Source organism: Amycolatopsis sp. NPDC033938, from assembly GCF_055575975.1.
This window is the reverse complement of record NZ_JBVIRO010000004.1, coordinates 320,167-338,610: the sequence shown is the minus strand read 5'-3', so window position 1 is coordinate 338,610 and position 18,444 is coordinate 320,167. Positions and strand designations below refer to the sequence as shown.

The following is an 18,444-nucleotide window of genomic DNA, read 5'->3' as shown; positions in this document are numbered from 1 at the left end:
GGAGTCGGTCCGTGAAGGCCTCCTTCCCTACCTTCAGGGTAGGGAAGGAGGCCTTCACGGATTTTCGAGCGGCTTGAGCGCGGTGACGGCGTCCGGGGCCAGTGACGTCGTGAGGGTGCCACCGCCGGCGAGCGGGGTGCGGGACCACCAGTCACCGGAAGCCGCGGGCAGTTCCGGCCCACCGACGACCAGATCGGTCGCCAGCACCCTCCGCCCGGCCAGATGCGCGAGGCTGGAGTCCAAAGTGGAGTCACCGATCTCCAGCGTCTGCCGCAGCACCGGGACCTCGCCTCGCGTCACGTGTTGCGTGGTCACCAGCGAACCCGGCCGCTCCCCCGCCCTGCCGAGGACGAGCACCTCCCGCGTGTGCAGCTGAGCACCGGCGGCCAAGGACGCCGTGAGCACCGCGGAATGCCGGGCCCTGGCGGTGACGACGGTCGGCTCCGGCAGGTACTCCAGCGAACCGCCTTCGTCCACCTCGACGTCCACAAGGGACGAACTCCCCTCGCCGTGCAGGCCGGGGAGCGCGATCGTCGCGGCCACCCCGGAGATCCGCAGCGAGGCACCCGGCCCGACCCGGACGGTCAGCTTCAGTTCGTCGCCACCCAAGGGTGACGTCGCCGAGTTGACCAGATGCACGATCGCCGTCGCGCCGGTGCCCCGTTTGGGAAGGAGCGTGAGCGGCGCCATCGAACGCAGCTCACGCAGGACGGTCCGGCCACCCTCACAGCGGGCGACCAGCCGTGCGTGCGCCTTCACCCCGCGCGGACCGGGAGCAGCGAACGGACCCAGGCGGCGACGTCGGGCGCGTTCGGGGTGTCCACAAGGGACTGGGTGATCACCGGCAGCTCACCGCGCATCCGGTGCGCGTCCGAGGTCATCACGTCCATGTCCGCGCCGACCAGATGCGCGATGTCGATCTTGTTGATGACGAGCAGATCCGCCGTGGTGACCCCCGGCCCGCCCTTGCGCGGCACCTTGTCACCACCCGCGACATCGACCACGAAGACCTGGCTGTCGGCGAGCCCGCGACTGAACACCGCCGTCAGGTTGTCGCCGCCGCTCTCGATGATCACCAGGTCCAGCCCGGGGAACCGCTCCTCCAGCCGCTCGACGGCGTCGAGGTTCGCGGTGATGTCGTCGCGGATCGCGGTATGCGGGCACGCGCCGGTCTGCACGGCTTCGATCCGCTCCGGATCGAGCACGCCCGCCTTGCGCAGGAAGTCCGCGTCCTCGGTGGTGTAGATGTCGTTGGTGACGACGGCGAGGTTCACCTCGTCGCCGAGCGCCCGGCACAGCGCCGCGGTGAGCGCGGTCTTCCCGCTGCCCACCGGCCCGCCGATGCCGATCCGGTACGCGCGGCCCGCGGTCGGCGCCTGCTCGTAGTGATCGGGTTCCGCGGCCGTGGGGTCGAAGTTGACCGGGTGGACGTGACCGTGTCCGTGGCCATGCTCAGCTGGCAAAGAGACGCACCTCTTCCTTGTGATGCCGGGCGTGTGCCTCGGCGAACAGATCGAGCGCCGGGGACCCGGGCGCCGGGAGATCGGCCGGATCGCTCCCCGCGACCTCGGCGGCACGCAGGGAAACTTCCCGGACTTCGGCGGAAAGCCTCGCCACGACGGCGTTGACGGCGAAGGGATCGAGGCCCAGCAGCCGGACGGCCGCGCTCGCCGGTCCGCTGATCGCGAGATAGGCCACCGCCATCGCCGCGTCGAACGGAACCCCGACCAGCGCACCGACGATCACCGGATGATGCGGCCGCGGAGTCTCCTTCAGCAGCTGAGCAAGTACCGGCGACGGCCATGCCGCTTTACCCGCCCGCGCCGTCCCCCGCCCTTGCGCACGGGACGCCTCCCGCTGCGCGAGTGACGGGGTCCGGGCGTCGAGTTCGAGATCGAGCCGCCGCCAATGTCCACTCTGGACATTCCGCGCGGCCGCGTGCGCCGAAGCCGCGGCGAACACCGCCGCCAGCGAACCCGCCGTCCGCAACCGGCCGGAGAGGAATCCGGGCAGGTCGCGTTCGTGCGTGATCAGCTTCCGGGCGACGGCTTCTTCGAGGCCGCCGGAATGGACGTGGCCGCCCCCGGGAAACCGGGAGTCGGCGAGAACGATCGCGGAGAGGTCCATCAGAACAAGAAGTACCTTTGCGCCATCGGCAGTTCCGTCACCGGCTGCGGTTCGATCAGCTCGCCGTCGACGTGCACGGCGAAGCTGTCCGGCTCCACCCTGATGTCCGGCGTCGCGTCGTTGAGTACCATGTCGGCCTTGCCGCGGGAGCGGGTGTTCGAGATCGGGACCAGCTTCCGCGTGATGCCGAACCGCTCGGCGACCCCGCTTTCCAGAGCTTCCGGAGCCACGAAATGGAAACTGCTCGCGGCGGCGACCGAAGGCGCCGCGCCGAACATCGGCCGCGCGAGCACCGGCTGCGGTGTCGGAATGGACGCGTTCGCGTCGCCCATCGCCGCCCACGCCGGGAAACCGCCCTTGAGCACGACATGCGGCCGGACCCCGAAGAATTTCGGTTCCCACAGCACGAGATCGGCGAGTTTCCCGATCTCCACCGAGCCGATCTCCTGATCCATCCCGTGCGCGATCGCGGGGTTGATCGTGTATTTGGCGACATAGCGACGAGCGCGCAGGTTGTCGGCCGCGCCGTCACCGGGCAGCGCTCCACGACGTCGCTTCATCACGTGCGCGGTCTGCCAGGTCCGGATGATCACCTCGCCGATCCGGCCCATCGCCTGCGAATCCGAACTCATCATGGAGATCGCGCCCATGTCGTGCAGGACGTCCTCGGCCGCGATGGTCGTCGGCCGGATGCGGCTTTCGGCGAACGCCAGATCCTCGGGCACCGACGGGTTCAGGTGGTGGCAGACCACGAGCATGTCGAGGTGCTCGTCGAGGGTGTTCGCGGTGTGCGGACGCGTCGGGTTCGTCGACGACGGCAGGATGTTCGCCAGCCCGGCCACCTGGATGATGTCCGGCGCGTGCCCGCCGCCCGCGCCCTCGGTGTGGTACGCGTTGATCGACCGGCCACGAATGGCGTCCACAGTGGACTCCAGGAAGCCCGCCTCGTTCAGCGTGTCGGTGTGGATCGCCACCTGGACGCCGGATTCGTCGGCGACGGTGAGGCAGGCGTCGATCGCGGCCGGGGTGGTTCCCCAGTCCTCGTGCAGTTTGAACCCGCCCGCGCCCGCCGCGAGTTGTTCGCGCAGTGCGTCGTGGCGGACGGTGTTCCCCTTGCCCAGCAACAGGACGTTGACCGGCTGGCCGTCCATCGCCTGCAGCATCCGGCCGAGGTTCCACGCTCCGGGCGTGACGGTGGTGGCCTTGCTGCCCTCGACCGGGCCGGTCCCGCCGCCGACGAGCGTGGTCAGCCCGGACGCGAGCGCGGTGTCGGTCAGCTGCGGACAGATGAAGTGGACGTGGCAGTCGATCCCGCCCGCGGTGAGGATCTTCCCGTTGCCTGCCAGTACCTCCGTCGACGGGCCGATGACCAGCGCCGGGTCGACGCCGTCCATCGTGTCCGGGTTGCCCGCCTTCCCGATCCCGACGATCCGGCCGTCGCGGACCCCGACGTCGGCCTTCACGATGCCCCAGTGATCGAGGATCACCGCGCCGGTGATGATCAGGTCCGGCGCGCCTTCGGCCCGGGTCGCCATGCCCTGGCCCATCGATTCGCGGATGACCTTGCCACCGCCGAACAGCACCTCGTCGCCGCTGCCGGACGGCCCCATGCTGCGATCTTCGGTGACCTCGATGAGCAGATCGGTGTCCGCCAGGCGGATCCTGTCGCCGGTCGTGGGGCCGAAGAGCTCGGCATAGCGCTCACGGTCGATCGACGGCATCAGGACTCCTTGCGCAATCCGGGCACCACGCGGTTCCCGGCCAGCGGGACGAGGTCGACTTCGCGTTCGACGCCCGGTTCGAACCGCACGGACGTCCCCGCCGGGACGTCGAGACGATGCCCGCGCGCGGCTTCACGGTCGAATTCGAGGCCCGGGTTGACCGCCGCGAAATGGTAGTGCGAGCCGACCTGCACGGGCCGGTCGCCGAGGTTCCGCACGAGCAGCCGGACCCGCGGCCTGCCGGGATTCAGTTCGACCGGTCCGGCACCGGTGATGATCTCTCCTGGACGCACCCGTCCCCCTTCTAGACGATCGGGTCGTGCACGGTGACGAGCTTCGTGCCGTCCGGGAAGGTGGCTTCGACCTGGACCGAATCGACCATTTCCGGCACGCCGCCGAGTACCTGGGCCCGGCTGAGCACGGATCGCCCGCTGGCGACGAGTTCGCTGACCGTCCGGCCGTCGCGGGCGCCTTCGAGAACGTGGTCGGTGATCAAGGCCACCGCCTCGGGGTAGTTCAGGAGGACCCCGCGCTCCAGGCGTTTGCGAGCTACGTCCGCCGCGACGTGGATGAGCAGTTTGTCCCGCTCCTGGGGGCTCAAGTGCATGACAAAGGTCTATCACCGGAAACCGGGCGGCGCCGGTTCTCGAAACACAGGATTTACCTGCGCGCCGGTACACGGAAAGTGAACGAAGCCGTAACTCTTCGCGTACGAAGGCGGTTTTCACTGAATCGTTCTCGTAATCGTGACCGAAACCACCACATCTTTCGATTGCCCCAGGCACCGACGTGGAGCAAGGTTTGTCCATCCGTGCGATGAGGCGCGCCTTCGCTGCGTGTATCCCGTCCACGCGTGAAACACAAAGCCGGGGAATGCGCATCGAAAGGTTTCACCACAGTGAGTACCTCCACGATCAGCACCAATCAGCCGTCCGACCAGGTCGACGACGGTTTCCGACCGGGTCTCGAAGGCGTGGTCGCCTTCCGGACCGAGATCGCCGAGCCCGACCGTGACGGTGGCGCGCTGCGCTATCGCGGTGTCGACATCGAGGACCTCGCCGGCAAGGTGACCTTCGGTGACGTCTGGGGCCTTCTCGTCGACGGTCAGTTCGGCCACGGGCTACCGCCCGCCGAGCCGTTCCCGCTGCCGGTGCACACCGGCGACGTCCGGGTCGACGTCCAGGCCGCGCTCGCCATGCTCGCCCCCATCTGGGGCTACCGGCCGCTGCTCGACATCAGCGACGAGGAGGCGCGCGACCAGCTGGCCCGCGCGTCCGTGATGGCGCTTTCCTACGTCGCCCAGTCCGCCCGCGGCATCGGGCAGCCCGCCGTCCCGCAGACCAGGGTCGACGAAGCGAAGTCGATCACCGAGCGGTTCATGGTCCGCTGGCGCGGCGAGCCCGACCCTGCCCACGTCAAGGCCATCGACGCCTACTGGGTCTCGGCCGCCGAGCACGGTCTCAACGCTTCGACCTTCACCGCCCGCGTCATCGCCTCGACCGGCGCCGACGTCGCCGCGGCGCTGTCCGGCGCGATCGGCGCCATGTCGGGCCCGCTGCACGGTGGCGCGCCGGCGCGGGTGCTGCCGATGATCGAAGAGGTCGAGAAGACCGGTGACGCGGTCGGCCTGGTCAAGGGCATCCTGGACCGCAAGGAACGCATGATGGGCTTCGGGCACCGCGTGTACCGCGCGGAGGACCCGCGGGCGCGCGTGCTGCGCCGCACCTGCCAGGAGCTCGGCGCGTCGCGCTACGAGGCGGCCGCGGAGCTGGAGCAGGTCGCGCTGAAGGAACTGCGCGAACGCCGCCCGGATCACCCGATCGAGACCAACGTCGAGTTCTGGGCGGCCGTCATCCTGGACTTCGCCCAGGTGCCGCCGCATATGATGCCCGCGATGTTCAGCTCGGCCCGCACCGCGGGCTGGGCCGCGCACATCCTGGAGCAGAAGAAGACCGGCCGCCTCGTGCGCCCCTCGGCCAAGTACGTCGGCCCGGAGCCGCGTCAGCCGGAAGAGGTCGAAGGCTGGGAACTGGTCACGAAGCACTCCTGAAGCGCGCTATGAAAGGTCCTTTCCTTGCAAATTTTGCAAGGAAAGGACCTTTCATAGCAGCTGCGGGACCGAGGAATCGTGCAGCGCGGTCGTCGCCAGCATCGCCGTGAGCTGATCGACCAGCCAGCCGTCGAGCACTTCCCGGGGCAAGGCACGTTCCTGCAGCCAGCTCAGCAGGGCGCCCTCGACCACGGCGGTCCAGCAGCGCAAAGTCAGCAGCAGCATAGGCGAGGGCTCCGACACTCCCAGCGCGTCGAGAATCAGCTCGACGGCACGGTTGCGGACCTCGTCGATCGCCGCGTCCGTCTCCGACGTCGCGATCACCGAACCACTTCGCAGCAGGGCGACGTAGCCGGCGCGGTAGTGATCGGCGACGTCGATCAGCCCGCGGACCGCGGCACGCAGCCGCGCCTCTGGCGGGCCCTCCTCCAGGCCGGCGAGGCCGTCGATGAGCCCTTCGGTGACCGTCTTCAGCGCCTCGACCTGCAGTTCCCGCAGGCTTGAAAAGTAACGGTAGAACAACGGCCGCGAGACCTCGGCGCGGGCGATGATGTCGTCGACGGTGACGAGTTCGGGCGCGCGCGAGCCGAACAGGTCCAGCGCGGCGCGGATCAGGTCCTCGCGGCGCGCCTGCGGCGACATCCGGCGAGGTCGTCTGGCCGAGGTCACGGGGTGACGTCCAGTTTCGCCGCGGCCCGCAGCAGTCCGGGGGTGAGCCGGGAGAGGACGAGCGCGGCCTTGGCCTCCGGGGTCGACGGCTGGATCGCCTTGTCCTTTTCGACCGCGCGCAGGATGTCGCGCGCGACCTTCTCCGGGCCGAACCCGCGTTTCGCGTACAGCTTGCTGCTCGACTTCTGGCGCCGCTTCTGTTCGATGTCGTCGACGCCGACGAACCGCGTGGTGTTGGTGATGTTGGTGTTCACGATGCCGGGGCAGATCGCGGTGACGCCGATGTTCTCGGCGGCGAGTTCCGCGCGCAGGCACACGCTCAGCGTCAGCACGGCGGATTTCGTGGTGGCGTAGGCGGAAAGGATCTTCGAGGGCAGGTACGCCGCGGCCGACGCGACATTGACGATCTGGCCGCCTTCGGCGCGATCCCGCATCTGCTCGGCGAAGACGCGGCAGCCGTGGATGACGCCCCAGAGGTTCACGTCGATGAGACGTTCCCAGTCCTTGACCGTCGTGTCGAGGAACGGGCCGGACAGGCCGATCCCCGCGTTGTTCACGACGATGTCCGGGACCCCGAACTCTTCTTTCACCCGCTGGGCGAACTTCTCGACCGCCTCCGCGTCGGAAGAGTCCACTGTGTACTCACCGACGGTGACACCCTTGTCCCGCAGAAGTTTCGCGGTGTCCGCGGCGGCCGAGCCATTGATGTCGGTGATGACCAGGTCGGCGCCCTTGTCCGCGAACGCGAGCGCCGTCGCGCGGCCGATCCCGCTGCCCGCGCCGGTGACCACGACAAGCTTGTGCGCGAACCCGGTCGAGCGGGCCCGCTTGAGCGCGCGACTCTCCTCACCGCCTTCGACATGGTCGATCAGCTCGCCCACCGCCGAAGCGATCACTTCCGGCTTCTCCCGGGGCACCCAATGTGTGCCGACGATCCGGCGGACCCGGAGGTCCGGGGCCCACCGCTCGACCTCGGTCTGCAGCGGCGTGGTGACGAATTTGTCGCCGGTGGGCGCGAGCACCTGGACCGGGATCTCGGCCTTACGCGGCTGCGGCCGCGAGAGCCTGGTGAACATGTTGGCGCGGTAGAGGTTGAGCCCGTACAAACCGTCCGAAGTGGACGGAGCGGCGGCCGCCGGATCCATCCGGCCGATCAGCGTGCCCATCACCCCGGTGCGCCACAGCAACTGCGGAATCAGGGGGATCTGGAAGCCGAGGATGTACGTGGAGTGCAGTCCCTGCGCCAGTGCGTTCTTGAGCCGCTTCGGGCTTGGACGCAGCTGCGCGCGGAACCACGCGCCCGCGTGGTCGAGGCTCGGCCCGGAGATCGAGGTGAACGACGCGAGCCGTCCGCGCAACCGATCGCCGGTGACGGCGTGCCAGGTCTGGATGGAGCCCCAGTCGTGTGCGAGCAGGTGGACCTTGCCCTCGGGCCGGACCTCGTCGATGACCGAGGCGAGGTCGCTGGACAGCTGGTCCAATTTGTAGGACGCGCGTCCCGAAGGCTTGTCCGACCGACCCGCGCCGCGGACGTCGTAGACGACGACCCGGTACCGGCGTTCGAGCAGGGCGGCGACGCCGTCCCACATGGAGCCGTTGTCCGGGTAACCGTGGACGAGCACCACCGTGGGCGCGTCGTCGACACCGGTCACTCGGACCGAGAGGCGGACACCGTCACTGGCCGTCACCCACGTATGAGACATAGTGTCATGTTAGACAACATGTCAATAAGGTCGTTTCTTCAGCGCCGCGCGACCCAGCGACCACACGGTGTCGATCACGAAGACGAAGGTCCAGATCCGGCCGAGGTTCAACAGCCAGTGACCACTCGAGTTCCAGTACCACTCGGCCGCGTGGGGTCCGCCGAACACCGCCTCGACGGGCCAGCTGTACCCGGCCGTCGCCAGTGCCGCCTGCGCGAGGACGTAGATCACCGCGTGCGCCGCCCAATTCCGGAGCGGGTTCGCGCGCTTGTTCGCATCGGCCTTCACCGATTCGGCCGCTTGCGAGCTCTCCCCGCCCATGCTGACGGCCGGTTTTTCCTTTTGTGACGGCGTTTTCGCTGGTTCCACGGGAAACTCCGCGACTCCGACCCGCCGGACCGCGCGACGGACCACCAGCGATCCGAAGAGCAAAAGCGCCGCCGCGCCGAAGCACGCGATGCGCCAACCGGCGTCCGAGCCGTAGAGCTGGCCCGCCAGGAACGTCCCGATCGTCGCTCCGAGTAGTGCCGCGCTCTCGTAGATCCCCATGGCGCGGCCGAGGCTCAGCCCGGCCGCCTCGGCGACGACCGCCTGCTCCACCGGGACGGCCGCCGCGAACGCCGCCGCGGACAGGATCCACATGACCGCGAGCACCCCCGCGTTCGGCGCGAAGGACAACCCGGCGGCGAAGACCGCGCTCGCCACCATCGCCAACGAGAGCACCCTGGTCCGGCCGACCTTGCGGACGAATCCGTGCAGATGGTCCGGCAGGAAGCTGTACACGATGAACCCCGGGATGAACACGGCCGTGATCTCGCCGAGCTGCAACCGGTGCCCACGTTGCAGGTGCATCAGGAGCAGCAGGGCGACCCCGGCCTCGGCCATCGCGGTCAACGCGACGAGTGCGAGCATCGGGCGCATGCGCCTGCCCAGTTCCAGAAACCGTGGCGCGCCTTCCTCTCGTACCGGCGCGGGCCTCGCGTTCAGCAGCACCACCGCCGCCACCACGCAGGCCGCCGCGCCGAGCCAGAAGACGCCGCGGTAGTCGATCCAGGCGATCGCGGTCAGTGCGACCACGAACGCGATCCACGTCCCGACGCCCTCGGCCGCGAAGAGCTTGCTGAACACGCCGTCGTCCCCGGCGAGCCCCTCCCCCACGCGGGCACGCAACGCGACCCAGAACAACGCGCCGCCCGCGCCGCCCAGAACCGCCGCGAGATAGGCGATACCGATACCCGGCGTCACGGCATAGACCACAAAGGACAGTCCATAGAGGACCGCACCGACCGCCGCGACCCGCCCGCGGTCGTACCGGTCCGCGAGCGAACCCGCGATCGGCCTGACCACGAACGACACCAGTGTCTCCAGCGCGGTGAGCGCGCCGACCTCGGCGGCCGACGCGCCGAGCTGGCTCCCTACCCACAACGGCAGGAGGAAATCGAGAACCTCCGCCGGCCCCTTGGTCAACGCGGCCGCGAGGTGGTTCTCTCCCGCGCGCCGCTTCCTTAACGCTTCATCCATCCCGACCCCCTGTTAGGGTACAAACGTATTCTAAAGACGCCAGCCGGGCAAGGAGCCGTGCGAAAGTAGGATGCGCCAGTGCCGAAGATCGTGGACCGAGCCGAGCGCCGCCGAGAGATCGCCGGCGCCCTCCTGCGCATCGTCGCGCGCGACGGCGTCGAGGCAGTCAGCGTTCGCTCGGTCGCGACGGAAGCCGGCGTCTCCGCGGGCGCGGTGCAGAAGTATTTCTCCACCAAGGAGGAACTGTTCCGCTTCGCCCTCGACCTGACAAGCGAGTTCCTGGAACAGCGCTGGAAGACCCTCGATCAGTCCGGCAATCTGCTGGACCTGTTGCTGCGCCTGCTGATCGAGGCGATGCCGCTCGACGAGCAGCGCCGGGCCGAGGTGATCGTGGTCAACGCCTTCACCGCCCGCGCCGCAGTCCTGCCGTCGTGGGCCGAATTCATCCGCACCGGCTACGACGAACTACAGGAGATCACGGCGCAGTACATCTCGGAGGCTCAGTCGGCCGGCGATGTCCGCGATGATCTCTCGGCGAGCGACCTGGCCGATGCCGTCCTCGCCCTGTCGGACGGCTTCGCGAACCGGATGCTCACCTCCGCCGATCCGGCCGCCCTGCTTCCGTCGCTGGAAACGTCCGTACGCACGCTTCTGACGCCCAGCCGTCCCCGCATTTATTGAGGGGTAAGGCGAAGCGTGATGTCCTGAAGGCCCTCAGGACAAGCCACTTTTGGCTTACCCCTCAATATGATCCCTATCCGTCACCGACCACTACGTCTCCTTTCCCCGCACATGTGCAGGAGCTCTCTGGCAAGATCGCGAGCCGCAAGCGGAAGCCCTTGGTCGGACGCTGCGGGTTGTCGACGACAACGGGCTTCCTCTGGCCGTGCTGATCGCTCCCGGCTCCCCGATGCCGCTGACTGGAGACAAGGCGGATGCGTCCCGCGTCATCCTCAAACCCAGAGACCAGCAGGGCACCGCAAACGGCTGCGGACTCACCGCCGACAATGCTTGCCGATCCAGAGAAGCCTGACCCGAAGCCCTTGGCCGGATGCGGGCCACCTCTGGCCATGCTGATCGCTCCCGGCTCCCCGATGCGCTGCCCGGAGACTGCGGCCCGCGCGATCCGACAACACCCGCGCGAGCGCCGCCTCAAAGCCGTCATCCTCGAACCCAGACACGACCGCGAGCTCACCGCCGACAACGCTTACCGATGCCGAGAAGCGACCGATCCGGGCAGCGGGCATGCCGAGGGGCCCGTCGCCGGTGTGGCTGGCGGGCTCCTCGGGTCGTGCGGGGGTTAGGCGGCGCGGTGGAGGGTGTTGCGCCGGGGTCTTCGTAGCGGGTCCAGATACTGGGGCGGTGTGAACTCCGGTAGCCCGTCGGGGGCCATGCGGACTTCCCAGTCGCCATGGTGGATCAGTCGGTGATGAAAACCGCACAGCAGGGTGAGATTCCGCAGGTCGGTGGGTCCGCCGTCGGCCCAGTGATCGATGTGGTGGGCGTGGCAGTGTTTCGGCTGCCGGTGACAGCCGGGGAACGCACAGCCCCGGTCTCGGATGTTGAGTGCCCGTCGTTGCCCGGGGGTGACGAACCGTCTCAGCCGCCCCATATCGAGGGGTTCCCCAGCGGCGCTGAGAACGACCGGCAGCATGAGGCAGTCGCAGGCGGCGAGTCGTGCTTCGCGGGCGGTCATCTCCCCGACGAAGTCCAGGCACGCCGTGCCGATCCCGGACTTCAGCTCTTCGAGCCCGATGGTGACGTGCACCAAGGTGCGGTAGCCAGAGGTACCGGGCTGGTCCGGGCAGGCGATCGCCAAATCCAGCACCTCGGCGAGGGCGTCACCCTGGCGCTCCGCCTTGGTGCGGGGATCCGTTTGGCCGAACTCATCGACCGGGCGTGGTTTGGCGTAGGCGTCGAGCACGGCCGCGGTCCGGGCACCGAGTTCGTCGTCGAGGAGGCCGGTCAGTTTCCAGAAGCCGTCCTTGCGGCGCTCCAGGCTGACTTCCCGCGACGGTTGGGCGGGTTCGGGGTCCTTGGGTTCCTTGCCGTCGGGGTCGAGCCAGCCCAGCAGGTTGGCTTCAGCCTTCGTCAGCTCTCGAGGTCCCGCCTCCCGGGCAAGATCAGCCAGGACTTTCTCCGCGTACTCCCGGTCCTCTGGGGCCGTATCCGCCGGGATCTTCTTCAAGATCTCCAGGATCTGATCGATCCGATGCTCCCCGATCACACCCTCCGCAGCCGCCGCCGCGGTCGCCGGAGCCAACGCCGGAATCTCCGTGCCATCAAGAGCGCGCGTCGGGTTCAACGCGATCGCGCGCCGCACGATCGCGCCCGCCTCACCCCGGGTCAGCCCCGCCACATCAGCAAGCCACGACGCCGTCGAACCATAGCCATACAAGTCTTTCGGGCCACGAGACTCGATCTCCGCCACAAACCGCCCCAGCGCGGCGGACGCAATCCGGATCACCTGCAGAGTCTGCTGCACGCCATGGGCAAGCTCCAGCCCGCCGGCACGCCACAACTCCTGCGGCAACTCAGGAAGAAAGGTCTCGGACACCCCTCAATAATACCAAACAATGCTCGAACAGGTGTTCGTAATTTTAAGCGACAATGAACCGGCCACATTGACCACTGAAGAGTGGTAGCACCAGGTCAGGCGGCCACGTTACGCGACACCGCATCGCTTTCTTATTGAGTGGCAAGTCAAATGCTGCGGCCTGGAAGAGCCGGTTGCGGCCCCGAACGGAGCTGGGCACAGGTGAGGTCTCCTTCGCTGACGGAATGGCTGCCGCGAAAAAGGCCGGAGCGGTTTCTAGACACGAACCGACGATGGCAACCACCCCGCCCCGTGCGTGACATGACACCGGTGTCCATCGAACGGTTGACAGCCGGGTTCAGTCCAGCGGACGTCCCGTGGGCAGGGTCCGCCGAAGCACGATCTACGTATGAAAACCGCAGTGAAGGTGCGCGGGTTGCGCAAGGAGTACCCGGGTCACCTGGCCGTCGAAGGCCTCGATCTCGACATCGAGCAGGGCGAGGTGTTCGCGCTGCTCGGCCCCAACGGAGCGGGCAAGACGACGACGGTGGAGATCCTCGAAGGACACCGTAAGCGGACCTCCGGCGAGGTCGACGTCCTCGGCGAGGACCCCGGCAAGGCGGGCCGGGCCTGGCGCGCGAAGCTGGGGATCGTGCTGCAGACGGCCAACGACGCCGCCGAGCTCACCGTCGCCGAGACCATCCGGCACTTCGCCCGCTACTACCCGAATCCCCGTGACGTCGACGAAGTGATCGAGAAGGTCGGGCTCGCCGAGAAGGCGGGCGCCCGCGTCAAAAACCTTTCCGGCGGACAGCGGCGCCGCGTGGACGTCGCGCTGGGGATCATCGGGCGGCCCGAGCTGGTGTTCCTCGACGAGCCGACGACCGGGTTCGATCCCGAGGCCCGGCGCCAGTTCTGGGGGCTGATCCAGAGCCTCGCCCACGAAGGCACCACGATCCTGCTCACCACCCATTATCTCGACGAGGCCGAGGCGCTCGCCGACCGCGTCGCGGTGATCGCGCGCGGCCGGATCGTCGCCGAGGGGACACCGCAGACGCTGGGCGGCCGCGCGACCGCGGAAGCCACCGTCCGCTGGGCCGACGAACACGGCAGCCACCAGGAGCGGACCCATTTCCCGGCCAAGCTCATCCGCGAACTGTCCGCCGACGGCCGCGAGCCGTCGGAGCTGACCGTCCACCGCCCCACCCTCGAAGAGACCTACCTCGACCTGATCGGAGAAGCCCGATGAGCACGCTGACCCTGCCGGGCACCTTCTCGCTCGGCCTCATCCGGGGCGCCGCCGAACTCAGGCAGTTCTTCCGCATCCGGGAACAAGTGATCTTCACCTTCGCCTTCCCGTCCTTGCTGATGATCCTGCTCGGCTCGATGCTCAACTCCTCGATGCCGGGCATGGCGATCACCACCGGTCAGGTGCTGGCCGCGGGCATGATCGGCTCCGGCATCGTCTCGACGTCGTTCACCAGCATCGGCATCGGGCTCGCGTCCGACCGCGAAGCCGGAGCGCTCAAACGGTTGCGCGGCACACCGATGCCCGCCGCGTCCTATTTCATCGGCAAGATCATCCTCGTCGGTGTTTCGAGTGTCGCGCAGGTCGTGCTGATGTCGATCGTCGGCAGCCTTCTGTTCGACCTGAGCCTGCCCACCGATCCGGCCAAGATCCTCACCGCGGTGTGGGTCTTCCTGCTCGGCATCACCAGCTGCACGCTCCTGGGCATCGCGCTCAGCTCGGTGACCAAGTCGGTCAGCGGCGCGGTCGCGGTGACCAACCTGATCTACATCGCGCTGCAGTTCATCTCCGGGGTGTTCGTCACGCCCATCACCAACCTGCCGAAGGTTATGGTCACCATCGCCTCCTTCTTCCCGGTGAAGTGGATCTGCCAGGGCTTCCGCTCGGTGTTCCTGCCGGCCGAGGCGGCGACACAGGAAATGGCGGGGACATGGGAACTTCCGATGGTGGCTCTGGTGCTGGGGGCGTGGTGCGTGGCGGGTCTGCTGCTGGCGAAACTGACGTTCCGCTGGTCGAACGAAGGCAAATGAACGCCTGGGAGCGGTTCTTCTGGCTCTGGGAGGTCCTCTTCGCGATCACCTTCGCCGCGACGATCGCCCTGGTGCTCTTCGAAGAGGGGACGGCCACCGCCAAGACGATCGCGGTGCTGTGCATCGCGGGCGTCGGCGTGGCCTACCTCGTCCGCGGGCGTCACCTCATCAAGGGCCCGGACTACGAGTACACGCCCTGGTTGTTCGTCGGGATCCTGATGGCCCTCCTCACGGGCGCCACCTTCGCTTCCACCACGTCGAGTTTCATCCTGTTCTTCGCCTGTCCGGTGCTCTACATGACGCTGACGACGAGGACGGCGTCGATCCTCACCACGTTCGCGGTGCTGCTGGGCCCCGTGTCGTCGATCGCCCGCGGCGGTCTCGATCAGCCCGCTTTGCGCATCCTGCTGCCGATGACCGCGATCCTGATCGTCTTCAGCCTCCTCGCCGGGCGCTACACCACGGGCATCATCGAGCAGAGCAAAGGCCGGGCCGCGCTGATCGAACAGCTGGAGGCCAGTCAGGCGGAGGTCGCCCGGCTCTCGCGGGAGGCGGGCACGGCCGCCGAACGCGAGCGCATGGCCCGCGAGATCCACGACACGCTCGCGCAGGGGTTCACCAGTATCGTCACGCTCACCCAGGCCATCGAGTCCGAAATGGACACCGATCCGAAGGCGGCCCGGCGCCATCTGGAGCTGGCCGCGCGGACGGCGCGGGAGAACCTGGCCGAGGCGCGGGCGATGGTCGCGGCGGAGGTACCGTCGGCCCTCGCCGCCGCGTCCCTCGAAGAAGCGTTGCGCCGTCAGGTCGAACGGCTCACCGAGGAGGCCGGGATCGAAGCGACGATAGCGATCGAAGGCCCGCTGCCGTCGCTGCCGATGGCCACCGAGGTCGTCCTCCTGCGAGGTGCGCAGGAGGCGTTGAGCAACATCCGCAAGCATTCCCGCGCCACCAGGGTCTCCCTCCGGCTGTCCGTTGTGGACGGACGGGTCCGGCTCGGGGTGACCGACGACGGCACGGGATTCGACCCCGCCGAGCCCAGCGGCGGCTTCGGCCTGCGGGGGATGCGCACGCGGGCGGATCAGGTCGGTGGCAGGGTGAAGCTCGAAAGCGGACCCGGTGCGGGGACGACGCTGGAACTGGAGGTGCCCGCGTGATCACGATCATGCTGGTCGACGATCACCCCGTGGTGCGGGAAGGCCTGCGCGGCATGCTGGAGGCCGAACCGGATCTGAGCGTCATCGGCGAAGCGGGTTCCGGCGACGAGGCCGTCGCGCTGAGCCGGGTCAAACAGCCGGACGTGATCCTGATGGACCTGCGGATGCCCGGTCTCGACGGGGTCGGCGCGACCAGGAAGATCCTCGCCGACAGGCCGGGTCAGCGGGTCGTCGTGCTCACCACGTACGAGACGGACGCGGACATCCTGCGCGCGGTCGAAGCGGGAGCCTCCGGTTACCTGTTGAAGGACGCTTCGCGCACGGAGCTGGCCGGAGCGATCCGGGCCGCGTCGCGCGGTGAGACGGTCTTGGCGCCTTCGGTCGCCGGGAAGCTGGTGAACCGCGTGCGCAATCCGACGTCGTCGCCGTTGTCGGCGCGCGAGATCGAGGTGCTGCGGCTGGTCGCGCAAGGCGACACCAACGCCGACATCGGCCGGGCGCTCCACATCAGTGAGGCGACGGTCAAGACGCACCTGTTGCGGGTGTTCGGGAAACTGGACGTTTCGGACCGGACGGCCGCGGTGACCACCGCCATGCGACTGGGCCTGCTCGGGTAGGCAGAATGCAGCCCATGCTTGCCACGACCGAACTGGCGCTGCTTCGCCGCCTGGCGCACGAGCAATCCTCGTGCCGTGCCCCGTCCCTCGTCGCCGCCGTCGTCCGCGACGGGGAAATCGCCTGGTCAGGGGCGCGTGGCCGCGTCGACGGCGAGACACCGGGCAACGACACGCAGTACCGGCTCGGGTCGATCACCAAAACGCTCGTCGCGACGGCCGTCATGCGCCTGCGCGACGAAGGCGCGCTCGACCTCAACGACCCGCTCGAACGGCACCTCCCCGGTACCGCGTTCGGCTCGGCGACCATCGCGCAGCTGCTCTCGCACACCTCGGGCCTGACCGCGGAATCGCCCGGTTCCTGGTGGGAGCGCACGGTGGGCGCCGACTGGGACGCGCTCGTCGCGAGCCTCGAAGACGGCGCGACGCGGCACCGTCCCGGCAGCCGGTTCCACTACAGCAACGTCGGCTACGGCGTCCTCGGCGAGCTGGTCGGCCGGCTCCGCGGGCGGTCGTGGCTCGACGTCGTCCGCGCCGAGATCCTCGGCCCGCTCGGCATGAACCGGACCTCGCCGCATCCGGAAGGCGCGCACGCGAGCGGATTCGCCGTGCACCCCTTCGCCGACCTCCTCCTGCCGGAACCGTCGCCGGACGCGGGCGCGATGGCCCCCGCGGGCCAGCTGTGGTCGACGGTCACCGACCTCGGCCGCTGGACGGCGTTCCTCGGCGGCCACACCGGCGGCGTGCTGAGCGAGGAGACCGTCGCGGAGATGCGCGAAATGGTCACCGTGGACGACGGCGACACCTGGACGACCGGATTCGGCCTCGGCGTCATGCTGGTCCGCACGCAGGGCAGGCGGCTCGCCGGGCACACCGGGTCGATGCCGGGCTTCCTCGCCTGCTCGCTGGTCGACGCCGACGCCGGTATCGGCGCGCTGGTGCTGACGAACTCGACGGCCGGTGTCGGCATCACGCAGCTGTGCCTCGACCTGATGACGTTGACCGAAGAGCACGAACCGGCGATGCCCACGGAATGGCAACCGTCCACTGTGGACCCGAAGCTGCTGGAGCTGACCGGGCTGTGGCACTGGGGACCGACGCCGTACCACCTGCGGCTGCTCCCGGACGGCCTGTTCTCGCTCGCGCCGACCGACGGCCCCGGCCGCGCGTCGCGGTTCACACCGCTCGGTGACGACGTCTGGATCGGCCTCGACGGGTACTACGCCGGCGAAACGCTGAAGGTCGGGCGGGGCTCGGACGGCAAGCCGAACCACCTCGACCTCGTGACGTTCATCTTCTCGCGCACGCCGTTCGACCCGGCCGCGCCGATCCCGGGCGGCGTCGACCCCGACGGCTGGCGCTAGCGGAACCGGAACGCGGCGGTCGTGAACTCACGGCCGCCCGCCGCGCACACCAGGACATCGCCGTAGTGGGCGTCGCCGACGACCCACATCCGGCGGCTTCCGCGCAGCGACTCGGCGAGTTCGTCAGGGCAGTCCTCGATGACGAACTTCGCCGGGTGCCCGTCGAGGACGGCCCAGCCGCGCACGGGATCCGTCTCCGGCGCGGACGTCGCGGTGACCCGTGCCCAAGGACCGAGCACGACGTCCGTGACGCCTTTGCGACGACGGATCGTGAGCCGCAGCGCCGTCCACCACTGGCCGAACCTGGGCGCGGAGACCTCCCCCGGCAGGTCGCCGTGGATCCAGCGCGGCAGACCGGGGACGAACACGAGTACCAGCATCGCCACGAAACCGACGATCGCGCCGATGGTGGCCGTGTCGTCCCAGTCGCGGAAGGCCCAGTGGATGACGAACAGGAGGAGGTACAAGAGCAGGAAGCCCCACCGCGGGCCCCAGGGATCAGGCATCAGACAGCCGGAGTGTGCCCGACGGAGGCGCCGACGGCCGCGATGAACTTGCGGGCGATGCGCTTGCCCTCACCGAAGTCGATGAAACCGAACTTCAAGCTCGTCTGGATCGCCAGCCCGGAGCCCTCGGACGTCCGCTCGACCTTCACCGTGACGGTCTGCCCGTAGCTGAAGAGGCCCATGCTGGTGGAGAAGGTGACGTAGCCCGCGGCCGCGTCGTAGTAGGGGTTCTTCCCTTTGACCGCCGTGACCCCGTTCGGGAGGGCCTGCCACAACGCCTCGGGGGGCCGGGGGAATCGTTCGTGCACTGTCGCCATGAGGCGAGAAGCTACCCGTCGGTCGGCAAGGGCGACAGCGAGATCCTCGATCCCATATGCCGGACAGACGGCACCAACTGTCAGCAGGCCCGTCCCGACCT

Annotated in this window: 19 protein-coding genes; 7 read left to right on the top strand and 12 right to left on the bottom strand. The window is 68.7% G+C overall.

Translation table 11 applies throughout. The features are described from left to right. Positions 1-54: 54 nt before the first annotated feature. Genes ACZ5ZX_RS14425 through ACZ5ZX_RS14400 form a run of 6 tightly spaced genes read right to left on the bottom strand, consistent with a single transcriptional unit; the run spans position 55 to position 4,455 of the window. Positions 55-759, bottom strand: coding sequence for an urease accessory protein UreD (locus tag ACZ5ZX_RS14425; RefSeq protein ID WP_465502442.1), 705 nt, complete (start codon positions 757-759; stop codon positions 55-57). Then, positions 756-1,463 (bottom strand): urease accessory protein UreG, encoded by a 708-nt coding sequence (ureG, locus tag ACZ5ZX_RS14420; RefSeq protein ID WP_181771962.1) that lies wholly within the window; start codon positions 1,461-1,463, stop codon positions 756-758. Before ureG ends, ACZ5ZX_RS14425 begins: the two co-directional genes overlap by 4 nt. Continuing rightward, the gene (locus tag ACZ5ZX_RS14415) at positions 1,453-2,127 is read right to left on the bottom strand and encodes an urease accessory protein UreF (protein WP_465502441.1); all 675 of its coding nucleotides are present in this window, start codon (positions 2,125-2,127) and stop codon (positions 1,453-1,455) included. Before ACZ5ZX_RS14415 ends, ureG begins: the two co-directional genes overlap by 11 nt. Beyond that, entirely contained in the window at positions 2,127-3,848 is a 1,722-nt protein-coding gene (locus ACZ5ZX_RS14410; RefSeq protein WP_465502440.1) for an urease subunit alpha, read from the bottom strand. The genes ACZ5ZX_RS14415 and ACZ5ZX_RS14410 overlap by 1 nt, the downstream gene beginning before the upstream one ends. Continuing rightward, positions 3,848-4,141 carry an urease subunit beta gene (locus ACZ5ZX_RS14405; protein WP_465502439.1) on the bottom strand — a complete coding sequence of 98 codons (294 nt, stop codon included), beginning with the start codon at positions 4,139-4,141 and terminating at the stop codon, positions 3,848-3,850. The genes ACZ5ZX_RS14410 and ACZ5ZX_RS14405 overlap by 1 nt, the downstream gene beginning before the upstream one ends. An 11-nt stretch (positions 4,142-4,152) precedes the next feature. Beyond that, positions 4,153-4,455 carry an urease subunit gamma gene (locus tag ACZ5ZX_RS14400; RefSeq protein ID WP_037317886.1) on the bottom strand — a complete coding sequence of 101 codons (303 nt, stop codon included), beginning with the start codon at positions 4,453-4,455 and terminating at the stop codon, positions 4,153-4,155. Positions 4,456-4,746: 291 nt separating this feature from the next. Here ACZ5ZX_RS14400 and ACZ5ZX_RS14395 point away from each other — a divergent pair, with 291 nt between their 5' ends. Continuing rightward, positions 4,747-5,898 carry a citrate synthase 2 gene (locus tag ACZ5ZX_RS14395; RefSeq protein ID WP_465502438.1) on the top strand — a complete coding sequence of 384 codons (1,152 nt, stop codon included), beginning with the start codon at positions 4,747-4,749 and terminating at the stop codon, positions 5,896-5,898. Between the two features lie 51 nt (positions 5,899-5,949). On the opposite strand, the gene ACZ5ZX_RS14390 is transcribed toward ACZ5ZX_RS14395, so the two are convergent. From ACZ5ZX_RS14390 to ACZ5ZX_RS14380, 3 genes are read right to left on the bottom strand one after another with little or no spacing between them, the layout of a single operon-like run. Beyond that, on the bottom strand, positions 5,950-6,540 hold the full coding sequence (locus ACZ5ZX_RS14390; RefSeq protein ID WP_465502437.1) for a TetR/AcrR family transcriptional regulator: 591 nt from the start codon (positions 6,538-6,540) through the stop codon (positions 5,950-5,952). A gap of 23 nt (positions 6,541-6,563) precedes the next feature. Continuing rightward, the gene (locus ACZ5ZX_RS14385) at positions 6,564-8,255 is read right to left on the bottom strand and encodes an SDR family oxidoreductase (RefSeq protein ID WP_465502728.1); all 1,692 of its coding nucleotides are present in this window, start codon (positions 8,253-8,255) and stop codon (positions 6,564-6,566) included. 36 nt (positions 8,256-8,291) lie between these two features. Beyond that, positions 8,292-9,791: an MFS transporter gene (locus tag ACZ5ZX_RS14380; RefSeq protein WP_465502436.1), complete on the bottom strand. Its 1,500-nt coding sequence runs from the start codon at positions 9,789-9,791 to the stop codon at positions 8,292-8,294. A gap of 78 nt (positions 9,792-9,869) precedes the next feature. Between ACZ5ZX_RS14380 and ACZ5ZX_RS14375 the strand changes: the two genes are divergently transcribed. Beyond that, positions 9,870-10,472, top strand: a complete 603-nt coding sequence (locus ACZ5ZX_RS14375) for a TetR/AcrR family transcriptional regulator (protein ID WP_465502435.1) — start codon at positions 9,870-9,872, stop codon at positions 10,470-10,472. Between the two features lie 619 nt (positions 10,473-11,091). Here the strand turns inward: ACZ5ZX_RS14375 and ACZ5ZX_RS14370 are convergent. After that, positions 11,092-12,348 (bottom strand): HNH endonuclease signature motif containing protein, encoded by a 1,257-nt coding sequence (locus ACZ5ZX_RS14370; protein WP_465502434.1) that lies wholly within the window; start codon positions 12,346-12,348, stop codon positions 11,092-11,094. A 388-nt stretch (positions 12,349-12,736) separates the two neighbouring features. Between ACZ5ZX_RS14370 and ACZ5ZX_RS14365 the strand changes: the two genes are divergently transcribed. From ACZ5ZX_RS14365 to ACZ5ZX_RS14345, 5 genes are read left to right on the top strand one after another with little or no spacing between them, the layout of a single operon-like run. Further along, positions 12,737-13,576: an ABC transporter ATP-binding protein gene (locus ACZ5ZX_RS14365; protein ID WP_465502433.1), complete on the top strand. Its 840-nt coding sequence runs from the start codon at positions 12,737-12,739 to the stop codon at positions 13,574-13,576. Further along, complete coding sequence (locus ACZ5ZX_RS14360; RefSeq protein ID WP_465502432.1) at positions 13,573-14,385, top strand: ABC transporter permease; 813 nt, start codon at positions 13,573-13,575, stop codon at positions 14,383-14,385. The genes ACZ5ZX_RS14365 and ACZ5ZX_RS14360 overlap by 4 nt, the downstream gene beginning before the upstream one ends. Then, positions 14,382-15,542, top strand: a complete 1,161-nt coding sequence (locus tag ACZ5ZX_RS14355; RefSeq protein ID WP_044853914.1) for a sensor histidine kinase — start codon at positions 14,382-14,384, stop codon at positions 15,540-15,542. The genes ACZ5ZX_RS14360 and ACZ5ZX_RS14355 overlap by 4 nt, the downstream gene beginning before the upstream one ends. Next, positions 15,539-16,159 (top strand): response regulator, encoded by a 621-nt coding sequence (locus tag ACZ5ZX_RS14350; RefSeq protein WP_037317909.1) that lies wholly within the window; start codon positions 15,539-15,541, stop codon positions 16,157-16,159. The genes ACZ5ZX_RS14355 and ACZ5ZX_RS14350 overlap by 4 nt, the downstream gene beginning before the upstream one ends. Before the next feature lie 14 nt (positions 16,160-16,173). Next, on the top strand, positions 16,174-17,520 hold the full coding sequence (locus tag ACZ5ZX_RS14345) for a serine hydrolase domain-containing protein (protein WP_465502431.1): 1,347 nt from the start codon (positions 16,174-16,176) through the stop codon (positions 17,518-17,520). On the opposite strand, the gene ACZ5ZX_RS14340 is transcribed toward ACZ5ZX_RS14345, so the two are convergent. Further along, positions 17,517-18,026 (bottom strand): hypothetical protein, encoded by a 510-nt coding sequence (locus ACZ5ZX_RS14340; protein WP_465496862.1) that lies wholly within the window; start codon positions 18,024-18,026, stop codon positions 17,517-17,519. The genes ACZ5ZX_RS14345 and ACZ5ZX_RS14340 overlap by 4 nt on opposite strands. Continuing rightward, positions 18,026-18,343 carry a hypothetical protein gene (locus ACZ5ZX_RS14335; RefSeq protein WP_465502430.1) on the bottom strand — a complete coding sequence of 106 codons (318 nt, stop codon included), beginning with the start codon at positions 18,341-18,343 and terminating at the stop codon, positions 18,026-18,028. The genes ACZ5ZX_RS14340 and ACZ5ZX_RS14335 overlap by 1 nt, the downstream gene beginning before the upstream one ends. Positions 18,344-18,444: the final 101 nt, after the last annotated feature.

Coding starts and splice junctions, on each gene's coding strand:
- ACZ5ZX_RS14400 (WP_037317886.1), bottom strand. CDS start 4,455: ATGCACTTGAGCCCCCAGGAGCGGGACAAACTGCTCATCCACGTCGCG.
- ACZ5ZX_RS14345 (WP_465502431.1), top strand. CDS start 16,174: ATGCTTGCCACGACCGAACTGGCGCTGCTTCGCCGCCTGGCGCACGAG.
- ACZ5ZX_RS14365 (WP_465502433.1), top strand. CDS start 12,737: ATGAAAACCGCAGTGAAGGTGCGCGGGTTGCGCAAGGAGTACCCGGGT.
- ACZ5ZX_RS14380 (WP_465502436.1), bottom strand. CDS start 9,791: ATGGATGAAGCGTTAAGGAAGCGGCGCGCGGGAGAGAACCACCTCGCG.
- ACZ5ZX_RS14340 (WP_465496862.1), bottom strand. CDS start 18,026: ATGCCTGATCCCTGGGGCCCGCGGTGGGGCTTCCTGCTCTTGTACCTC.
- ACZ5ZX_RS14415 (WP_465502441.1), bottom strand. CDS start 2,127: ATGGACCTCTCCGCGATCGTTCTCGCCGACTCCCGGTTTCCCGGGGGC.
- ACZ5ZX_RS14410 (WP_465502440.1), bottom strand. CDS start 3,848: ATGCCGTCGATCGACCGTGAGCGCTATGCCGAGCTCTTCGGCCCCACG.
- ACZ5ZX_RS14360 (WP_465502432.1), top strand. CDS start 13,573: ATGAGCACGCTGACCCTGCCGGGCACCTTCTCGCTCGGCCTCATCCGG.
- ACZ5ZX_RS14390 (WP_465502437.1), bottom strand. CDS start 6,540: ATGTCGCCGCAGGCGCGCCGCGAGGACCTGATCCGCGCCGCGCTGGAC.
- ACZ5ZX_RS14335 (WP_465502430.1), bottom strand. CDS start 18,343: ATGGCGACAGTGCACGAACGATTCCCCCGGCCCCCCGAGGCGTTGTGG.
- ACZ5ZX_RS14355 (WP_044853914.1), top strand. CDS start 14,382: ATGAACGCCTGGGAGCGGTTCTTCTGGCTCTGGGAGGTCCTCTTCGCG.